At 45.3% G+C, this 16,360-nt stretch carries 9 protein-coding genes; 2 read left to right on the forward strand and 7 right to left on the reverse strand.

The window, feature by feature from the left end:
• Nucleotides 1-2,764 precede the first annotated feature (2,764 nt).
• Nucleotides 2,765-3,028 (forward strand): hypothetical protein, encoded by a 264-nt coding sequence (locus A587_RS25075; RefSeq protein WP_157234676.1) that lies wholly within the window; start codon nucleotides 2,765-2,767, stop codon nucleotides 3,026-3,028.
• A 121-nt stretch (nucleotides 3,029-3,149) separates the two neighbouring features.
• Nucleotides 3,150-3,524 carry a hypothetical protein gene (locus A587_RS0118055; protein ID WP_017218711.1) on the forward strand — a complete coding sequence of 125 codons (375 nt, stop codon included), beginning with the start codon at nucleotides 3,150-3,152 and terminating at the stop codon, nucleotides 3,522-3,524.
• A gap of 87 nt (nucleotides 3,525-3,611) precedes the next feature.
• Here the strand turns inward: A587_RS0118055 and ltrA are convergent, their stop codons facing one another.
• The 7 genes from ltrA to A587_RS0118090 all read right to left on the reverse strand — a co-directional run bounded on the left by ltrA (nucleotide 3,612) and on the right by A587_RS0118090 (nucleotide 16,111).
• Nucleotides 3,612-4,949: a group II intron reverse transcriptase/maturase gene (ltrA, locus tag A587_RS0118060; RefSeq protein WP_017218712.1), complete on the reverse strand. Its 1,338-nt coding sequence runs from the start codon at nucleotides 4,947-4,949 to the stop codon at nucleotides 3,612-3,614.
• A gap of 877 nt (nucleotides 4,950-5,826) precedes the next feature.
• Nucleotides 5,827-6,342, reverse strand: a complete 516-nt coding sequence (locus tag A587_RS0118065) for a hypothetical protein (protein ID WP_026001049.1) — start codon at nucleotides 6,340-6,342, stop codon at nucleotides 5,827-5,829.
• A 109-nt stretch (nucleotides 6,343-6,451) separates the two neighbouring features.
• Nucleotides 6,452-9,124, reverse strand: a complete 2,673-nt coding sequence (locus tag A587_RS0118070) for a TonB-dependent receptor (protein WP_017218714.1) — start codon at nucleotides 9,122-9,124, stop codon at nucleotides 6,452-6,454.
• Between the two features lie 74 nt (nucleotides 9,125-9,198).
• Nucleotides 9,199-10,242: a FecR family protein gene (locus tag A587_RS0118075; protein WP_017218715.1), complete on the reverse strand. Its 1,044-nt coding sequence runs from the start codon at nucleotides 10,240-10,242 to the stop codon at nucleotides 9,199-9,201.
• 23 nt (nucleotides 10,243-10,265) lie between these two features.
• The gene (locus A587_RS0118080; RefSeq protein WP_017218716.1) at nucleotides 10,266-10,841 is read right to left on the reverse strand and encodes an RNA polymerase sigma factor; all 576 of its coding nucleotides are present in this window, start codon (nucleotides 10,839-10,841) and stop codon (nucleotides 10,266-10,268) included.
• Between the two features lie 97 nt (nucleotides 10,842-10,938).
• Nucleotides 10,939-13,683, reverse strand: coding sequence for a family 20 glycosylhydrolase (locus A587_RS0118085; protein WP_017218717.1), 2,745 nt, complete (start codon nucleotides 13,681-13,683; stop codon nucleotides 10,939-10,941).
• A gap of 142 nt (nucleotides 13,684-13,825) precedes the next feature.
• Complete coding sequence (locus tag A587_RS0118090; RefSeq protein ID WP_017218718.1) at nucleotides 13,826-16,111, reverse strand: beta-N-acetylhexosaminidase; 2,286 nt, start codon at nucleotides 16,109-16,111, stop codon at nucleotides 13,826-13,828.
• Nucleotides 16,112-16,360 lie beyond the last annotated feature (249 nt).

Consider the following 16,360-nt stretch of genomic DNA (forward strand, 5'->3'; position numbering starts at 1 on the left):
CTATGCTGATAGTTTTTGTAACCCTTGCAAACAGCTTCATCGTAAAAATCGTAGACGATCTCACAAGCAACTTATTCCCCCTCCATCACACCCGAAAAGCATAAGCCGATATGCAATGTGCCGACAGGATGTCGGCCAAGTCTTGCCTGGCATCATGGACGTGCCTTACAAGACGGTTGCACTATATCGGCTTAGGATTTGAGGATTAAGTGTGATGCTGGGGCGACGTTTTCTTGGTTCGCTCGATCGCGTCGTTTTAAAAGAATGAACGAGAAGCGCATGGATGCGCTTTGATATTAGCCAAGGAGGGTATGCTTGATTAGGACTGATGTGTGAAATCAAGTAGTTAACCTGCTTAATTGCTCAGGCTAGCGGCCTCTGTGCGCGTAAAAAGTATAATTGCTTATTAAGGCAAATTTAGGTGTAATGAAGACATAATAAGCGCTGAGCGATCGCCAATATGAACGTCACCGCTGTGTAAGGGACATCCCTGTCCCTGTCACAGCTTTTCACGCATCCATGCGTTGAAATGACTCATTGGCAATTTACTTTCGGGTGTGATGAGGGAGGAAAACAGTGCTGATAGTGTTGTTTGGTGCTTGCAGGCAAATTTGCTGCTTTTGAGAGAAAAACTAGAACTCGCAACCAAAACTAATCCCCCCTTAACCACACCAGAAAAACATAACTTCTCGGCGGGTGAACCACCTCCCACAAAACGATTCAGACGGTGAGTTAGGAGGCTACGCTGATAGTTTTTGTAACCCTTGCAAACAGCTTCACCGTAAAAATCGTAGGCGATCTCACAAGCAACTTATTCCCCCCTCCATTACACCCGAAAAGCATAAGCCGATATGCAATGTGCCGACAGGATGTCGGCCAAGTCTTGTCTGGCATCATGGACGTGCCTTACAAGACGGTTGCACTATATCGGCTTAGGATTTGAGGATTGAGTGTGATGCTGGGGCGACGTTTTCTTAGTTCGCTCGATCGCGTCGTTTAAAATGAATGAACGAGAAGCGCATGGATGCGTTTTGATATTAAACACGGAGGTTTATTTTGATAACGGCTGATAGCTCAAAATTTATCGTAAAGTCAGCCCGTCCTCCTGACAGGTTTCGACGCCCATCCATGGGCTACGACTTACTTTTCTTTGATGCCCAAAGAAAAGTAAGCAAAAGAAAGGGCACTCCCAACATCACACTGACTCCTCAAGTAAATCGCCAATATGAACGTCACCGCTGTGTAAGGGCCATCCTTGGCCCTGTCACAGCTTTTCACGCATCCATGCGTTGAAATGACTCATTGGCAATTTACTTTCGGGTGTGATGAGGGAGACACAAGGCGCTGATAAATTCTTGTGGTGCTTGTAAGCGACTTAGCTGCTTCAGGAGATAAAACCAGAACTAACAGACAGCGCGATTTCCCATCCATCACACCCGAAAAGCATAAGCCGATATGCAATGTGCCGACAGGATGTCGGCTAAGTCTTGTCAGGCACAAGGACGTGCCTTACAAGACGGTTGCACTATATCGGCTTAGGATTTGAGGATTGAGTGTGATGCTGGGGCGACGTTTTCTTAGTTCGCTCGATCGCGTCGTTTAAAATGAATGAACGAGAAGCGCATGGATGCGTTTTGATATTAAACACGGAGGTTTATTTTGATAACGGCTGATAGCTCAAAATTTATCGTAAAGTCAGCCCGTCCTCCTGACAGGTTTCGACGCCCATCCATGGGCTACGACTTACTTTTCTTTGATGCCCAAAGAAAAGTAAGCAAAAGAAAGGGCACTCCCAACATCACACTGACTCCTCAAGTAAATCGCCAATATGAACGTCACCGCTGTGTAAGGGCCATCCTTGGCCCTGTCACAGCTTTTCACGCATCCATGCGTTGAAATGACTCATTGGCAATTTACTTTCGGGTGTGATGAGGGAGACACAAGGCGCTGATAAATTCTTGTGGTGCTTGTAAGCGACTTAGCTGCTTCAGGAGATAAAACCAGAACTAACAGACAGCGCGATTTCCCATCCATCACACCCGAAAAGCATAAGCCGATATGCAATGTGCCGACAGGATGTCGGCTAAGTCTTGTCAGGCACAAGGACGTGCCTTACAAGACGGTTGCACTATATCGGCTTAGGATTTGAGGATTAAGTGTGATGCTGGGGCGACGTTTTCTTGGTTCGTTCTTTTTCGTCGTTTAAAAAGAATGAACGAGAAGCGCATGGATGCGCTTTGATATTAAACATGGAGGTTTATTTTGATAACGGCTGATAGCTCGAAATTTATCGTAAAGTCAGCCCGTCCTCCTGACAGGTTTCGACGCCCATCCATGGGCTACGACTTACTTTTCTTTGATGCCCAAAGAAAAGTTAGCAAAAGAAAGGGCACTCCCAACATCACACCGACTCCTCAAGTAAATCGCCAATATGAACGTCACCGCGGTGTAAGGGCCATCCTTGGCCCTGTCACAGCTTTTCGCGCATCCATGCGTTGAAATGGCTCATTGGCAATTTACTTTCGGGTGTGATGAGAGAGGAAAACTAGAATTAACAAGTAGAGCTATTTCCCCCATATTCAAGAAAATGCGCAAGTTGCGCATTTTTATCTTTCTCAAAAAATCGTAACTTGAACTTTTAATAATGTTGGCCATGAGTTATCAATTTTGTTAAAACTAAACCAATCATAAAAGTGCGCGATTACAAATCAGAAATATGCGCGATTTGCGCACTATTAAATTGTTATATGCCAGAGGAAGGTTCGTGAAATCCATAGCCATTCAGATCGTATCGGTGGTTTTAGTATTCACCGCATTATTTTTATCAATACCGCCAATTCCTTCGGTGGAAATAGGTCACGGCTATGACTCTTTTCCAAATCCAACTTTGTTTATAGGTCTGGTGTTAATTATTGTTGCAGCATTTTTAACAGTTAAATATCTTAACTTTCCAAAAACTTATTGGTATTTAAGTGTTTTATTTTACGTATTGTTCTCTCTAGCTATTCACGCTAGAGTTTGGTGGTAATGGCATATAACAAGCCATTGCAGTGCGGGACTTTTAACAGTTTGCTTTCCTCACTACGTTCGTTATTTTAGCCAACTATTAAAAGCCCCTGAATGGGGCGTTATAACTCAAGGATAGATCGGTGAAATATAAGAACTTCAAGCCACTAGTTCATAATTTTACCCACTCGTTTGTTGGTGGTTGTAACTATCTTGATGGCAAATTTATATTTGAAGACCTTTTTGAGTTGGCTAAACAAAGAAAAGGCTCAAAGGTTGTTATACAGTGGCTTCCTTTTACTAAACAGCAAGATCCTGAACTTTCAATGCGAGTTAGAAGTTCAATAGGTTTTTACTTGGATTGGCTACCTAAGATGGCCTCAAGTCTGGGTGTAGAATTGGAAAAGCTCACAGATTATCGAACTGAAGTATATATCACACTTCCTCGGACAATTTGTGTCAAAGCTATAGCACACGATGACCGTGGAAAAGAATATTCATACATCGTCAGCAATTGAGTTATAATCGGGTAGCCGAGGGTATCTAGCCCTCAGCCCCCACAACACCCTGCATGCGGGTCCGCACAGGGCGTTTCATCTAACAGATTACCCGTTTGGGTAATGTACTTTTATCCATCCGTCTCTGAGTGAATATAGTCCCTCGTTTTTCAGATAATTTAAGCTTAAAGCCTGTTGAATACCGGGTGTTTTGGAGCTGCGCCAAGGCCCTTTACTTGTGATGCCACAGGCAACGGCTGCTTGCACATGAACTCCACGCTTCATCAGGTTTCTCACTTTAGTTCTCGGTTTTCGCCATTGTCGCCAGTAACACATCCTGATCCTGCGCCTTATCCAGTGGTCTAGGTCAACACATTGCTGGTATGCGTTTGCAATACCAAAATAATTGATCCATCCGCTTAGATATTGGCTTAATTTAAACAACTGATATTGCATGCTCACGCCCCAATTACGGTTAGTTAGAATGCGCACCTGTCGCTTAAATTTATGCAGGGTTTTGTCATGCCATTTGATTGCACCACGTTTAAAGGTAAACCCTAAGAATTTACTTTGTGTGGTTTTAACCACCTGACTTTTATCCGTGTTAACAAGCAATTTGAGTTTAGTTTCAAGGAACCGAGTAACGCTGGCAAGTACACGTTCGCCCGCACGTTTTGATTTTACTAAGATTATAAAATCATCAGCGTAACGGGCAAATTGGTGACCTCGTTGCTCCAATTCTTTGTCTAAATCATCCAACATAATGTTGGATAATAAAGGAGAAAGAGGGCCGCCTTGCGGTACTCCTTCTAAACTCGGAATTAGCGTGCCATTGTCATCAATTCCAGCTCTCAAATAACGGCCAATGAGTTTGAGCAAGCGTTTATCTTTGACATGACGTGATAAATTTCGCATCAATAAGTCGTGATTGACTCGGTCAAAGAACTTTGACAAATCGACATCTACCGCAATATTGCGTTTAGATTTAATGATTTGTTGAACTTGCTTTACAGCTTGTTGGCCGTTACGGTTAGGACGAAAACCAAAGCTGTTATCTGAAAATGTGTTATCAATGATGGGCGATAAAACCTGAGTAATGGCTTGCTGGATAACTCGGTCGACCACGGTGGGTATTCCGAGTTGCCGTTTTCCACCATCGGGTTTATCAATTTCAACGCGTTTGACCGGCTGAGGACGATAAGTCCCATTTTCGAGTTGAGCTTTGCACTGTTGCCAGTGTTGTTTAGCCCAGTCGATAAATTGGGCTATTTTCATACCATCCACATCCGCTGCGCCTTTGTTGGCTTTAACCTGCTTCCATGCGCGTTGAAGGTTATCGTTTGATAAAACGTGTCCGAATAAATCAAAGTTGAAGGTTGATTGCACTGCATTACGCTGCATATCAGAACCACAAGGCTGTGGCGTATAGTTATGTAAGTAAGACATGAAGTATTCCTTCGGTTAAATGTTCAGGCCTTCACCGTGTCCCATCCATTACGATGGGTGTTTGGCTACTATGCCTTCTGCTGACTGCTGGATAATCACAAAATAAATTGCTCTAAATTGCGCTGCGTGCGTATCGGTGGGTGTTGGAGTGGTTTCGCTCGTAGACTATTTCGCAACCAAATAGCAACGCCAAGGGGTTGATTGACCAGCCACTTACTGGTATTTTCCGCAGCGATAGCGCAGGCCGCATGTCATCCAGCTCTCCCCGAATAAGAACATTAACTTTCATTGCACAACTGCATCATTTACGGTGGCCGTTAGATCACGTGACTTCGTTATCTTGTGCTAACTCGTCTTCAGCCTACGCCTGGTATGATGTTTTTGTTCATCAGCTCGCAATTTTGCTAGCGGCTTCCTCCATACAAACCCTCGCGGATTTGCACTTGCCATTCGCTAGTAGTTATCGTTTAATAACAATCAGTTATTTAAACGGTGATCTTCCTACAGAGGACTTTCACCTCATTAGTTAATGCCCATGTCGGGCGTACACAAGCGCATTAACACTCGCTTCGCTCGCTAGGGACAAATACACGTAGGCTCCCCTCGCGTTGCTCGGTATTTTAGCCTACGTATATTTGCCCGTTATGCGGGCGTTAGCCCATAGGAATTTTTAAGCGAAATTCGTCTAATACAGCCGACGACCTAAAACGTTTTTGTCTAAAAACGAGCTGTCTGAACGTCAGCTACCATGATTGACTGCAAACTATCATGGTAGCTGTTGAACGGCCGAGATTTGCACAAACTCCCTTCAAAACGGCATGATTAAATGTCAGCAACGACAATTAAACCAATTATCGCCTTGAGGTTTTGCAAACCACTACACCTCACTCAAATACTGGATCATCCGTCCTGAGCGTTTTTCTTCTTTGAAGTCACAACTGGTTAAACGATATTGAACGAAGTTATCTGTTAAGCAGCGGGTGTCGTGGATATCGCCGGGTAGAAACACTCGGCAATCGCCGGCTTTGAGCGTGTCTGTTCCTCGGGATACAAGGAGGGGTTCGCCGCTTGCTGTGGTGATGGGTTTGTAAGTTGTCATTTCCATTTCGCCAGATTGCACGGCATAAAATACCCAACCTGCGCCGTGATCATGAGGCGGGCGGTACGTACCCTTTTCTTCGGCATGGACTAGCAGCATAAAACCATATTCAGGGTCTTGGTAGAGTGTTTTTGATGCCAGCCTTTCACGCATAATGCTCGCAAGCCAAGGCTCGTGCGGTGGAGACTGAGTAAGTTCTCTTAACAATTCACGTACTGTTACTGTGGTGTTTGAATTTAGCCCGCTCCAGTTGGCTTTTATATCATTGACGATTTTATCTAAGCTATTTTGCATTGCCTCTGCCTCTTGTCGTTTGTTCACTGTCATTCGGTTAAGAGGAGCATACAACTTCAAGTTCACTTTAAGTCAAGGAATAGAATTGCTCGAATAATAGCGGTGTCGCTTAAAACTGATAACTTAACGAAAGTTTGATGGTGCGACCAAAAATGGGTCTAGCGTAAAAGATGGCTTCTTGGTGGCTTAAATCATCCCTAGGATTGCCCTCAGTCAATCCCAAAGCATTGGTGAGGTTTTTAGCCTCTAGCTGTGCGCTGAGCTGTTCATTAATTGCCAACTCGGTAAATAAATCCCATGTTTGATAGGCAGGTAAGGCAAAACGATTAGCGATATCGGAATAGCGTTTACCAACATACGACCAGGTGATAGCCGCAGTAATAGGTCCTGCTTTGTATTCCGGTGTCAGTCGTAGTTGTAACTCCGGCGTTCGCGTTATTTGATTGCCATTAAATTCGCTTTGTGGCAATTGCTTGGGAATGCCATAGAACCCAGCGTCTTGCCACACACCTATCGCTCTAAATTGCAAAGCCGGACTATATTGATAGTCAAATTCGAACTCCAGCCCTCGTGTTTGGGTATTGATTGAAACGGCTTGTTGAGTCGTAGCCGCGCCGCGATACACCGTAAGCGGGAGCGGATCAAACTTGGTTTCAAATAACGCGCCACTAAACTGCCAATCAGCGGTTTGATAACGCAGTCCAACTTCACCTAACGCCAAGCGAATAGGTTGGCCAAAGTCTTGTTGTACGCGCTCCTCTTCACTTTTGGCCCACCCGCGGCCATTGCCGTAATTAATGAGCCGTGGCATTTCAAAGGCGTCGGAATAACGTGCAAATATCGCCATAGCGTCGCCGATTTGGTAATTTGTGCCAATACTGAGCGCATTTTGCGTAAAGGAATCACGTAAAGTGGTAGCCGGGAGGTAGTGAGAATAAGTGGCCTTTGATGAGTCTGTGTACGACTTTCCCCCTTCAAGTAGCGTGCTGGTGAGATTCAGATGTTCGTTACGAAGTGCTAAATCAACTCTAAGGTTTTCAGTGAGCTGCCAGTCAATATTGGCATACAGCGAATGTGATTGAGACAAGCCGCTACCGCTTAAATAAACGGGACCGGCGTAAGATAAAAAGCCTTGTTCGGTAAAATTGGCAATCACCTTTTCTTGCCCATCGACCAGTACGATGTCCAGCCTCTCGGGTTGATGCTTTACATCCGTTAGTAACGCGCCGAGCCATTTATCTAGTGGTAACTCATCGAAATCACTTCGTGCGTAAATATGGCCGAGGGTCAGTGACCACTGCGCGTGGAGATAATCCACACTAAAATGATTTACCAGCTGCTGTTGCTTATAACGTGAATATAAAGGGTAACTAGCGGTCACAAGACCATTACCATTAAGCGTCGTAGGGTTGGCAACTAAGGTGTTATCTGAATACCTTAAGTATCGAGGGCGCAATGCGCTATTTGCAAAATGGCGTTTAAATTCGGTGATATCAGCGTGTTGCAATCGGCTTGTGGCGTCGACTATGGTTTGGTTGCCCAAATTCATTAAGGTATACAAGTCATTGTTTAGGCTTGAAAATCGCGCACGATTGCTCAGGTTGAAGTGTTCAAAAAGCGGCATATTAAACAGTAAAGTGTAGCTGTTTAGGCGTGTTTGCTGGGCGTCTTCTAAGTCACGCTGCACGCGTCCTTCTGGAGTGAAGAAGGTGAGCGACCTTAAGTCGTCGCTCAGTAGTGTTCCATCGTCATAAGGCAGGCTCGCCAGCTCTCGAATTTCACCGCTGTTTTGCATCACTAAGGGCGCGTAAAAGCTGGTTTTATCGTTCAAATGTTTATAGCTAAAATCAAGCTCAAATGCGTCGGTTAACCAGCTCATGCGCGCACTCACTTGGCCGCCTAAGTCGCTTTGATAGCCTGGCTCCCGAATACCATCAGAAGTACGATAAAACCCGCCTACCGTATAAAACCATTCATCATTCAACGCTCCGCTAAACACGCCATCAAAACGAGTGTAGTCATAGCTCAATCCCTGACTCACTTTCACTAAATTAAAAGGATTTTCTGAACCTCGCCTGCCGATATAGTTCACCATTGCCGCAGGCCCGTTCACCGTAAAAATACCGCTACTGCCGCCACGCACCGCTTCAATGGCTTGATGGGTTAGGTCTGGACGTAAAAAAAAGTCCCCCCAAATACCGTCATAGGTCACGGGCAAACCATCTTCCATGAGGCTGATAAATCTAAACCCCTCGCCGCCTCTAAGTCCTCTTGGTGCTACATTATTGTTGGTTTCACCTCCCGAGTCTTCAACCCAAAAACCGGTGATATTTTTAAGCGCCTCTGCGCTGGAATACGGTGTTTGTTTTTCAAGTTGTAGGCTTGCAAGCTGAGTGATTGAAATAGACGAGTTTAAAATGCTACGGTTTTTGCCGCTTACACCCGTTACGATAATGCGCTCAAAGTGTTGTGCAGACTCAAGTTTTTTAGGAGTCACAAAAATACGCTGCTGCTCTGGGTCTAGGGAAAAGTTGTAGGCCGCTTGCTGAAAGCTGGTGAGCAAGATTTGTTCGAGGGTGTAGCGACCAGTTGCCTGCTCAACGCTAATGTTATCTGGAATTTCGGCTGCACTTAACTGCCAGCCACTTTGCGCAGCAATATCGAGTAAACGCTGCTGCAAAGTCGCTTTAGGCAAGTTAAATTGATGATCCGTGGTAGCAAATGCAACGCCACCAAACCATATTAACCACGCTAACAGCGGGATTAATAGCTTGAATAACATAGTTTAAATCAATGTATTTATTATTGTATAAACTTTGTACCACTTATATTGTGACTTTGCTATGACACTTTTAGCTAATTTGCAATTAGGGTGAATTCCTCGCCTTTTTGCATCACGGTGATCGGATAAATCTTTTCTAAACTATTGAGCCAATCGCTTATTTCAGTGGTTAAAAAGGTGCCGTTGTAGGTCAGTTTTGCTAGGCGCTGATCGCTTAACTTCACTTTGATTTCACTATATCGCGACACATCATTGAGCACATTGCCTAACTCTGCGTTTTGATACACTAAGTAGCCTTTTTGCCACGCCATGGTCAACGCTTCACCTTGGGCTTTACTACGGGTAACGTCCCCTTGCTGTGTAACTTCTACCGCTTGCCCTTGGGTCAATTTAATTGCTTGTTGCTGAGTCACAGCCACACGGCCCTCAAGCACATCGACTCTAATTGAAGCCGGATTGGCGCGAACATTAAACACCGTGCCTAGCGCCTCTACTTGGCTGTTTTGGTAGCGCACGATAAACGGTCGCTGCTTGTCTTTACTCACGCTAAACAGCGCCTCACCTTGGTATAACAGTAGCTCTCTTGAAGTGTTGCTGTAGCGAACAGCTAATTGGCTATTGGCCCCTAAATCAACCTGACTATTATCATCAAGGGTAATGGTGCGATGCTCATTGATCTTAGTTTGGAAGAACTCGCTGTACACTGTATCGACTGGTGCTGGCTTAACACTGGCAACGGGTGCTTGCTGTAGTGGCTGCTCCGGTGCCATAAAAGTCACCAAACCAAACAGCAGCAAAGTCGCGGCAATCGCAAGATACCAAGGCTGAGCGCGGCGTTTGGATGGTGGTTTAATGTCAGTTACAGCCGTGGTGTTTTGTGCATCCAGCTGTGCAAGCTGCTGAGTAACATAGTCATCGTCAAGTTGGGCTGAAAGCGTCCAAAGCTCCAACATTTTGTTGAACACATCACTGTGTAGTGAATTTTCAGCTAACCAAGCGTTTAGCGGCTGTGGGTATTGAGTGCTATCGTGAGGTGAGATCTGCTGCTCGTCTAAGACTAATAACCAATCAGCGGCTTGTTCTTCAATTATTGCTAAATCGTCAGATAATGGAGTCATGTTTATATCCTTAACACTCATGATCAAAGCTCATGCTGTAACTGCTGGTAGCAATGACGAACTGCACGTAATACATATTTTCTTACCATACTTGGGGATATCTGTAAGGTCAAAGCTATCTCCTCATAGCTTTGACCACGTATTTTATACAATAAAAAAGCCAGCCTACATTTGTCGGGTAAGCTTGCGAGAGACTTTTCCATTTCTTTAAGTAGCTCTTGGTTGTGGTGGTTTTGTTCAGGGTTAGCACTTGCACAAGGCTGTGGCATTTGATCGCTATCGTGCTCACGATCATCAAACGGGCTACGCGCTTTGCGCCGCAGCTTATCAATGGCCAAATTGGTTGCAATTTTATACAGGTACGCGGCGATGTAGTTGCTGACATTATCCTGCTCAAGTCCAAGCAACTTTACAAACGCCTCTTGGGCAACGTCTTCCGCCTCACGTTTGTCTAACCCTTTGCCCATAATATGGCGGATCAGCTTTTGCTGTTGTTTTAAAAACAGCTGCTCTACTTGCTGACGACGTGCAAGGTCATCGTTTGCAGCGACCTTAGTGGTATCGACTGCTTTACGCTTAAAAGATAATAACGGTGGCATGAATACGCATCCTACTCTTCCATTTGTGTTAGCGTGCAGCGAACCCATAAATAGCCAAAAATTAATAGGTTCGCTGGCGTTGCTTAAACTAATTTGCTTAATTAACCGTTGCGACTCGGCTTACTTTGCCCGAATCACTCACCGTTCTGAGTTGTACTTTAGATGACGCGGTCAATGTCACAGGCCCTTCATAGCGATGCCATGTTACGCCTTGGTCAACCGAATACTCCGTAGCCATGCCAACAAACCGGGTATTGACGATTAACTTACCACCTTCAATCGCGCCTCCAGGTAATGGAATACGATAATTTACCCCTACTTGCTGTGGTATTTGAGCATTAATATCGACCACTTGGTAATAATCCAATAGTGGTAGAGCGTATTGTCCTAAGGTATTAGTAAAGGTGTACCAAGCCTCGGTAGTCGCTGCACCTTGCGCAGGCATATCCTGCACCCATGCACGCTCAGCGGCACCCAGTAATTTCGGGAAAGTCATATAATCAAGAATTTCTGGTGACTTTTGGTTTTCGCCAAATAGTTGCGCCTGAATACCTTGAACATTTTGTTTACCCGCTTCGCTCAGTAACACCCATTTTGGGTCCCACGGCACTGGATTGCCTAGCTTGTCACGCTCGGCATTGGCGTAAATATTAAACGGACGATATTCAAACGCCTTTTTGGTATCTGTGTAACCTGCCCAGTGATAGCCTATTTCATCAGGATGTTTGTTATATGCAAGGTCAAGATACAAGTTTGTCGCATGAGCCAGCACCACTTTGTGACCTTGGTTCGCAAATTTGTAGGCCTGATGCTCATTGCCCCAACCCCACACGTTATTCCAAAACACGGGGAATATCTCACCGTAACTTACATTACCCGTACCATTGTGCGATAACACATCGCCCCAAGTTGCCATATCAAAGCCATGCTGATTGACTATCTGCTTCCAGCGTAAAAAGAAGTAGTCAAACAGCTCTGCATCGGTTTTGCCCGCCGTAGCTGGGTTTTGATCTACCGCTGGAGATTGCGCCCACCATTCATTCGGACCTAAATGTGGCAGCTCGTCACCACCGCCATGCAACCGAGTCAATGTCGCATCGGGCACGGCATCATAAATGGCGCGTGTTTCTCTCACTACATGGTTGAGGAAAGTAAAGGTGCTCTCAAGTGCTGGGTTCACAAAGTTATCGGTATAAAATTGTGGGGTGTAATACTGCGACTGGTCGAGCGGATCAATCAATCTAAAACGATTTGCTTCAACTGGGTCGCTATCTTTGTATTTGTTGTAGCGATATTCCATCGCTTTGATTGCTGCGCGCGCATGGGCTGGAAAATCATATTCGATGATCACATCAATATGACGGTCGGCGGCATACTGAAGAATTTCTTTAAAATCATTCACCGTGTAGTAGCCCCAGCCTTTACCGAGAAAGTTTTGCTGAGCAATTTCAAAGCCTTGATAACTAGGCGCGGTACCTAAGTTTGCAGCTGTTTCATCCGTGGGTTTATTTTCAATCCCATCTCCTGGCGCAAAGCCATTGGCAGCTCCCATAAACGTATGCAGCATCGTACTTTCGCTCAGGTCATATCCCCGCTTTGCTCCAAACTCCGTGAGTTCAGGAATACCGGGAATTTCTAGTCGCCAACCTTCATCGTTGGCAAGGTTAATTTCAAATTTGTTTAACTTGTAAAAAGCCATTAAGTCTAACAACTTAAATACCGTTTCTTTGCTTTGGAAATTACGCGACACATCCAGCATCATGCCTCGATATTCAAACCGTGGTGCATCCAAAATAGTGCTAGCGGGTAGTACGGCATTGTCGGACAAAGTGGCTGAGTTTTTAGCCGTTTTATACACAGTGGTTGGGATCATTTGACGAAGTGTTTGAATGCCATAAAACACCCCTTGGGCGTCACTTCCGGTAATGGTGATCCCCGAGAATGCATCGACCTCAAGCTTATAACCACTTGCGTCCGGCTGATTGTCTTGATTGGTATCGAGATTTGGGTCTAGCTGCAACTTGATAAGGTTCGGGCCATTTTGCACGGTGCTATTAATCGCAAATGTGCCACTCAGAATATCGCGCAGTGCAGTTTGTAAGAAGGTGGCTTCTTTAGCCAGTGAAGCTGGCGCTGAAATACTGGTTAATTGGCTCATCAAAGTTAAGAATTCATCATTCGGTGTGACCACTGAATGGGGCTGCGGAACCAAGCGATTTTTCAGCGGCAATGCCATGTGCGTCGCGCTGTTTTCGGCGAATCGGATGGCGGACGTTTGCACCGGCATATTATCGTTAACCGCTTGCTTTGTTTGTTTTGGATCGCTTGGGTTCATCATCACGTCCACCAGCACAGCTTGAGGCGCTTGACTATTGTAGCTAATGTGAAAACCCGACGGTGAGTCGTTTTTCAGCATTTGCCAATACTGTGCAACGATTTCAATAGTACGAGACTCACCGGGTTGAATGGGGGCAAAACCCGCTGTGGGCTTAAGTATAAAGTAATCACCACTTTTTGCGTCATCAGCATTTTCTAAACTTAGATTCTGTGCGGCGATATGCTGGCGCGCATACTGACCATTTGGATCTGAGTCTGGTAGTACGCTTGCAGGCGGCCTTACCGAGCTAAAATAAAGCGCCCAGCCAGACTCACCCAACGGCTCAAGACCGTTATTAGTAATCGTCAGACTGCCAAGAAAGATATTCTCTCCAATGCCATGATCCACGACTTGCCAGCGTAATGCTAAGTTATCTGGATGAGGATGTGCGAAGCTGTAGTGACTCGCAGTCAACAAGGCTAAGCCTGACAGTGAGGCAGTAATTATCTGTTTTTTTGCAAACATGTTGGCTCCTAAAATATTGTTATTGTTCGGATAGAGCGCGTACTGCTGCCACTCTATCTATGTAAACGTTTGAGCCGAGGAAGTTGGGAATGGAATCATAAATAATGCCCTAATTACGTATTTAGTATTAGGGCTGGTGTGATTAATATACCGCTATTTCATCGATATACAGGGGAAGTTTGGGGATTTGAATATCGTCAGATTGCTTACTATTAATGGCCACCACCTTTAAAAAGCGCACACTTACAGGAGCAAACGACAACACTGACATGGGCCCACGCGGATTATTAACCTCAGCTAACGTTTGCCACTGTTGTTTATCACTTGAACCCAGCACTTGAATATGTGTTGGCGGGTGCAGTTGTCTATGTCGCCCGCTGTCAAAGCCCAGCTTAACCTGCTGCACTTGCGTTGACGCATCTAAGTCAATAACCGCCTCAAGATCGGTATCGTAAAAAATCGCATAATCATCAACGCTGTAAAATTGATCATAAGCAAATTGACCATCCTGCAGCTTAGTCGCAGAGCCTTCGGCAGCTATCGAGGCAAGCGTTATTTCTTTTCCAAGCGCTAAATGAGGTGAAAGGGTTAAACGCGCGTCGCCTACCAGTTGCCCTAAATCGCTTACATAACTGCGGGCGCGAAGCTGCGTTTCGTCAGTTATCACTAGCGGCTTTTGATATTGCTGCGATTGTAGCGTTGGCTCGCTGCCGTCTAAGGTATAGTAAATAACCGTGTCGGCAATTTCAGAGGTAATGGTAGCGATGAGCTGCTGCCCATTAATCTCACTTGAAATAATAGGCTTATGGCTACTATAAGCGGTATTCAGGTGCATCTTCTGGTAGCGTTTTAAAAGCGCGGGTAAACGATATTGGCTGTAATCAGACCACGACTTTTGTGTTTTATCCGACCACAATGTTTCGGCCAGCGCACTCAAGCGCGGAAACAGCATATACTCAGCATGACGAGGTGTTTTTATATATTCAGTCCAAAGTGCACCTTGCGCACCAACAATAAAGGCTTGCTGCTCAGCGGTTAAGTGGCTGGGCTGCGGCTCATATTGATAAACGTTTTTTAGGCTTGAAAGCCCGTGGATAGCTTTAGGCTCATCAAGATTGCGCGATTGATAGGCATCAAAATAAATATATTGATAAGGACTCATGATCACCTGATGACCCATTTTTGCAGCTTGAATGCCTCCTTCCGTGCCCCGCCAAGACATGATCACGGCGTCATCCGCTACCCCTCCTTCTAATATTTCATCCCAACCAATCACCGTTTTGCCAAGATTTTGGACGATTTTGGCGACCCGTTTAATAAAATAGCTTTGCACCTGCTCAGGTGTGGTTAACTGATGCTGTTGCATCAACTTTTTCACCTCGGCACTCTCTAGCCACTGCTTTTTTATCACCTCATCGCCACCAATGTGAATATATTGGCTCGGAAATAGCTCAGCAACCTCTTTGTATACAACACCAAGAAACGCAAACACGTCTTCACGGGGACATAACACATCTTCAAAAATCCCAAACTGCGGCTGCACCTTTACCGCGCGCTGGTGGCAAGATAACTCGGGATATGCGGCAAGCATCGCACTGCTATGCCCCGGAATATCGATTTCAGGGATCACTTCAATATGTCGCGCCTGCGCATACTCAATCACTTCCTTAATTTGCGCCTTGGTATAAAAGCCCGACACCGTTTTATTATCAAACAATGGTTGATAATCATAGGTATGGCCAACCACAGTATGAGGCCGGGTTGCCCCAATCTCGGTTAGTTTAGGGTACGCATCAATGGCAATTCGCCAGCCTTGATCATCGGTTAGGTGCCACTGGAAGACATTGAATTTATGCATCGCCAGCCAGTCGATATAACGCTTCACAAAAGCCACATCGAAAAAGTGCCGACTCACATCTAAATGCATGCCACGGTAAGAAAATCTGGGCTGATCTTTTATTTCTACCGCAGGTATTGCCCAACTCGCCTGATTGATGGGCATACGCGACTCTATCTCAGCAGGGAGTAATTGTCGCAGCGACTGCATCCCCCAAAATAATCCGGTCGCAGTATTAGCTTGTATTTCAACCCCTTCAGTTGTCACGCTCAGCGCATATCCCTCTTGAGATAGCGGTGCATCGACAATCTTAAAGGCAATACTATTTTTAGTTGTGCTATCAGCCTGAGACACAGGTAACTGATAACCCGTCGGCGAGCGCAAGAAGGTCGCTAATTGCTGCGCAACGCTTTGAGCTTGATGCTGGTTAAAGGTAATTTTACTGTCATGGGTAAGGTTAAAGTGACCGTTACCAACACTAGCACTCAGTGGTTTTGGGGTGATCTGTAGCGCTGTACAAAGTGGTGTGAACAACAAAGAAAACAGCAATAAACTGCTTTGCAAAAATGTATAAAAGACACTCTGGTTCATAAATAACTTCCTGAGAAAAGCCCGCTTATAGCGGGCTTGAGTGAACTAATGAGCACTGGGCAGTGTGCAAATTAGCAAGGGAAATACAGGGCCTAATGACCTTTGCTATTTAATTTTTGTTCCCCTGAGTGAGTTTTAGTCACGACGCTCGACTTGCTACATAGTGGACTGAGCAAAAAGCAACAATGAACTAAGCGCACTCAGGTGAACCCGAAGGGCAGCGCTTGATTGGCATTTCTACTATGTTGT

The organism is Pseudoalteromonas sp. NJ631 (genome assembly GCF_000276645.1).
Lineage (GTDB): Bacteria > Pseudomonadota > Gammaproteobacteria > Enterobacterales > Alteromonadaceae > Pseudoalteromonas > Pseudoalteromonas piscicida.

Coding starts and splice junctions, on each gene's coding strand:
- A587_RS0118085 (WP_017218717.1), bottom strand. CDS start 13,683: ATGTTTGCAAAAAAACAGATAATTACTGCCTCACTGTCAGGCTTAGCC.
- A587_RS0118075 (WP_017218715.1), bottom strand. CDS start 10,242: ATGACTCCATTATCTGACGATTTAGCAATAATTGAAGAACAAGCCGCT.
- A587_RS0118090 (WP_017218718.1), bottom strand. CDS start 16,111: ATGAACCAGAGTGTCTTTTATACATTTTTGCAAAGCAGTTTATTGCTG.
- A587_RS0118070 (WP_017218714.1), bottom strand. CDS start 9,124: ATGTTATTCAAGCTATTAATCCCGCTGTTAGCGTGGTTAATATGGTTT.
- A587_RS0118065 (WP_026001049.1), bottom strand. CDS start 6,342: ATGCAAAATAGCTTAGATAAAATCGTCAATGATATAAAAGCCAACTGG.
- ltrA (WP_017218712.1), bottom strand. CDS start 4,949: ATGTCTTACTTACATAACTATACGCCACAGCCTTGTGGTTCTGATATG.
- A587_RS0118080 (WP_017218716.1), bottom strand. CDS start 10,841: ATGCCACCGTTATTATCTTTTAAGCGTAAAGCAGTCGATACCACTAAG.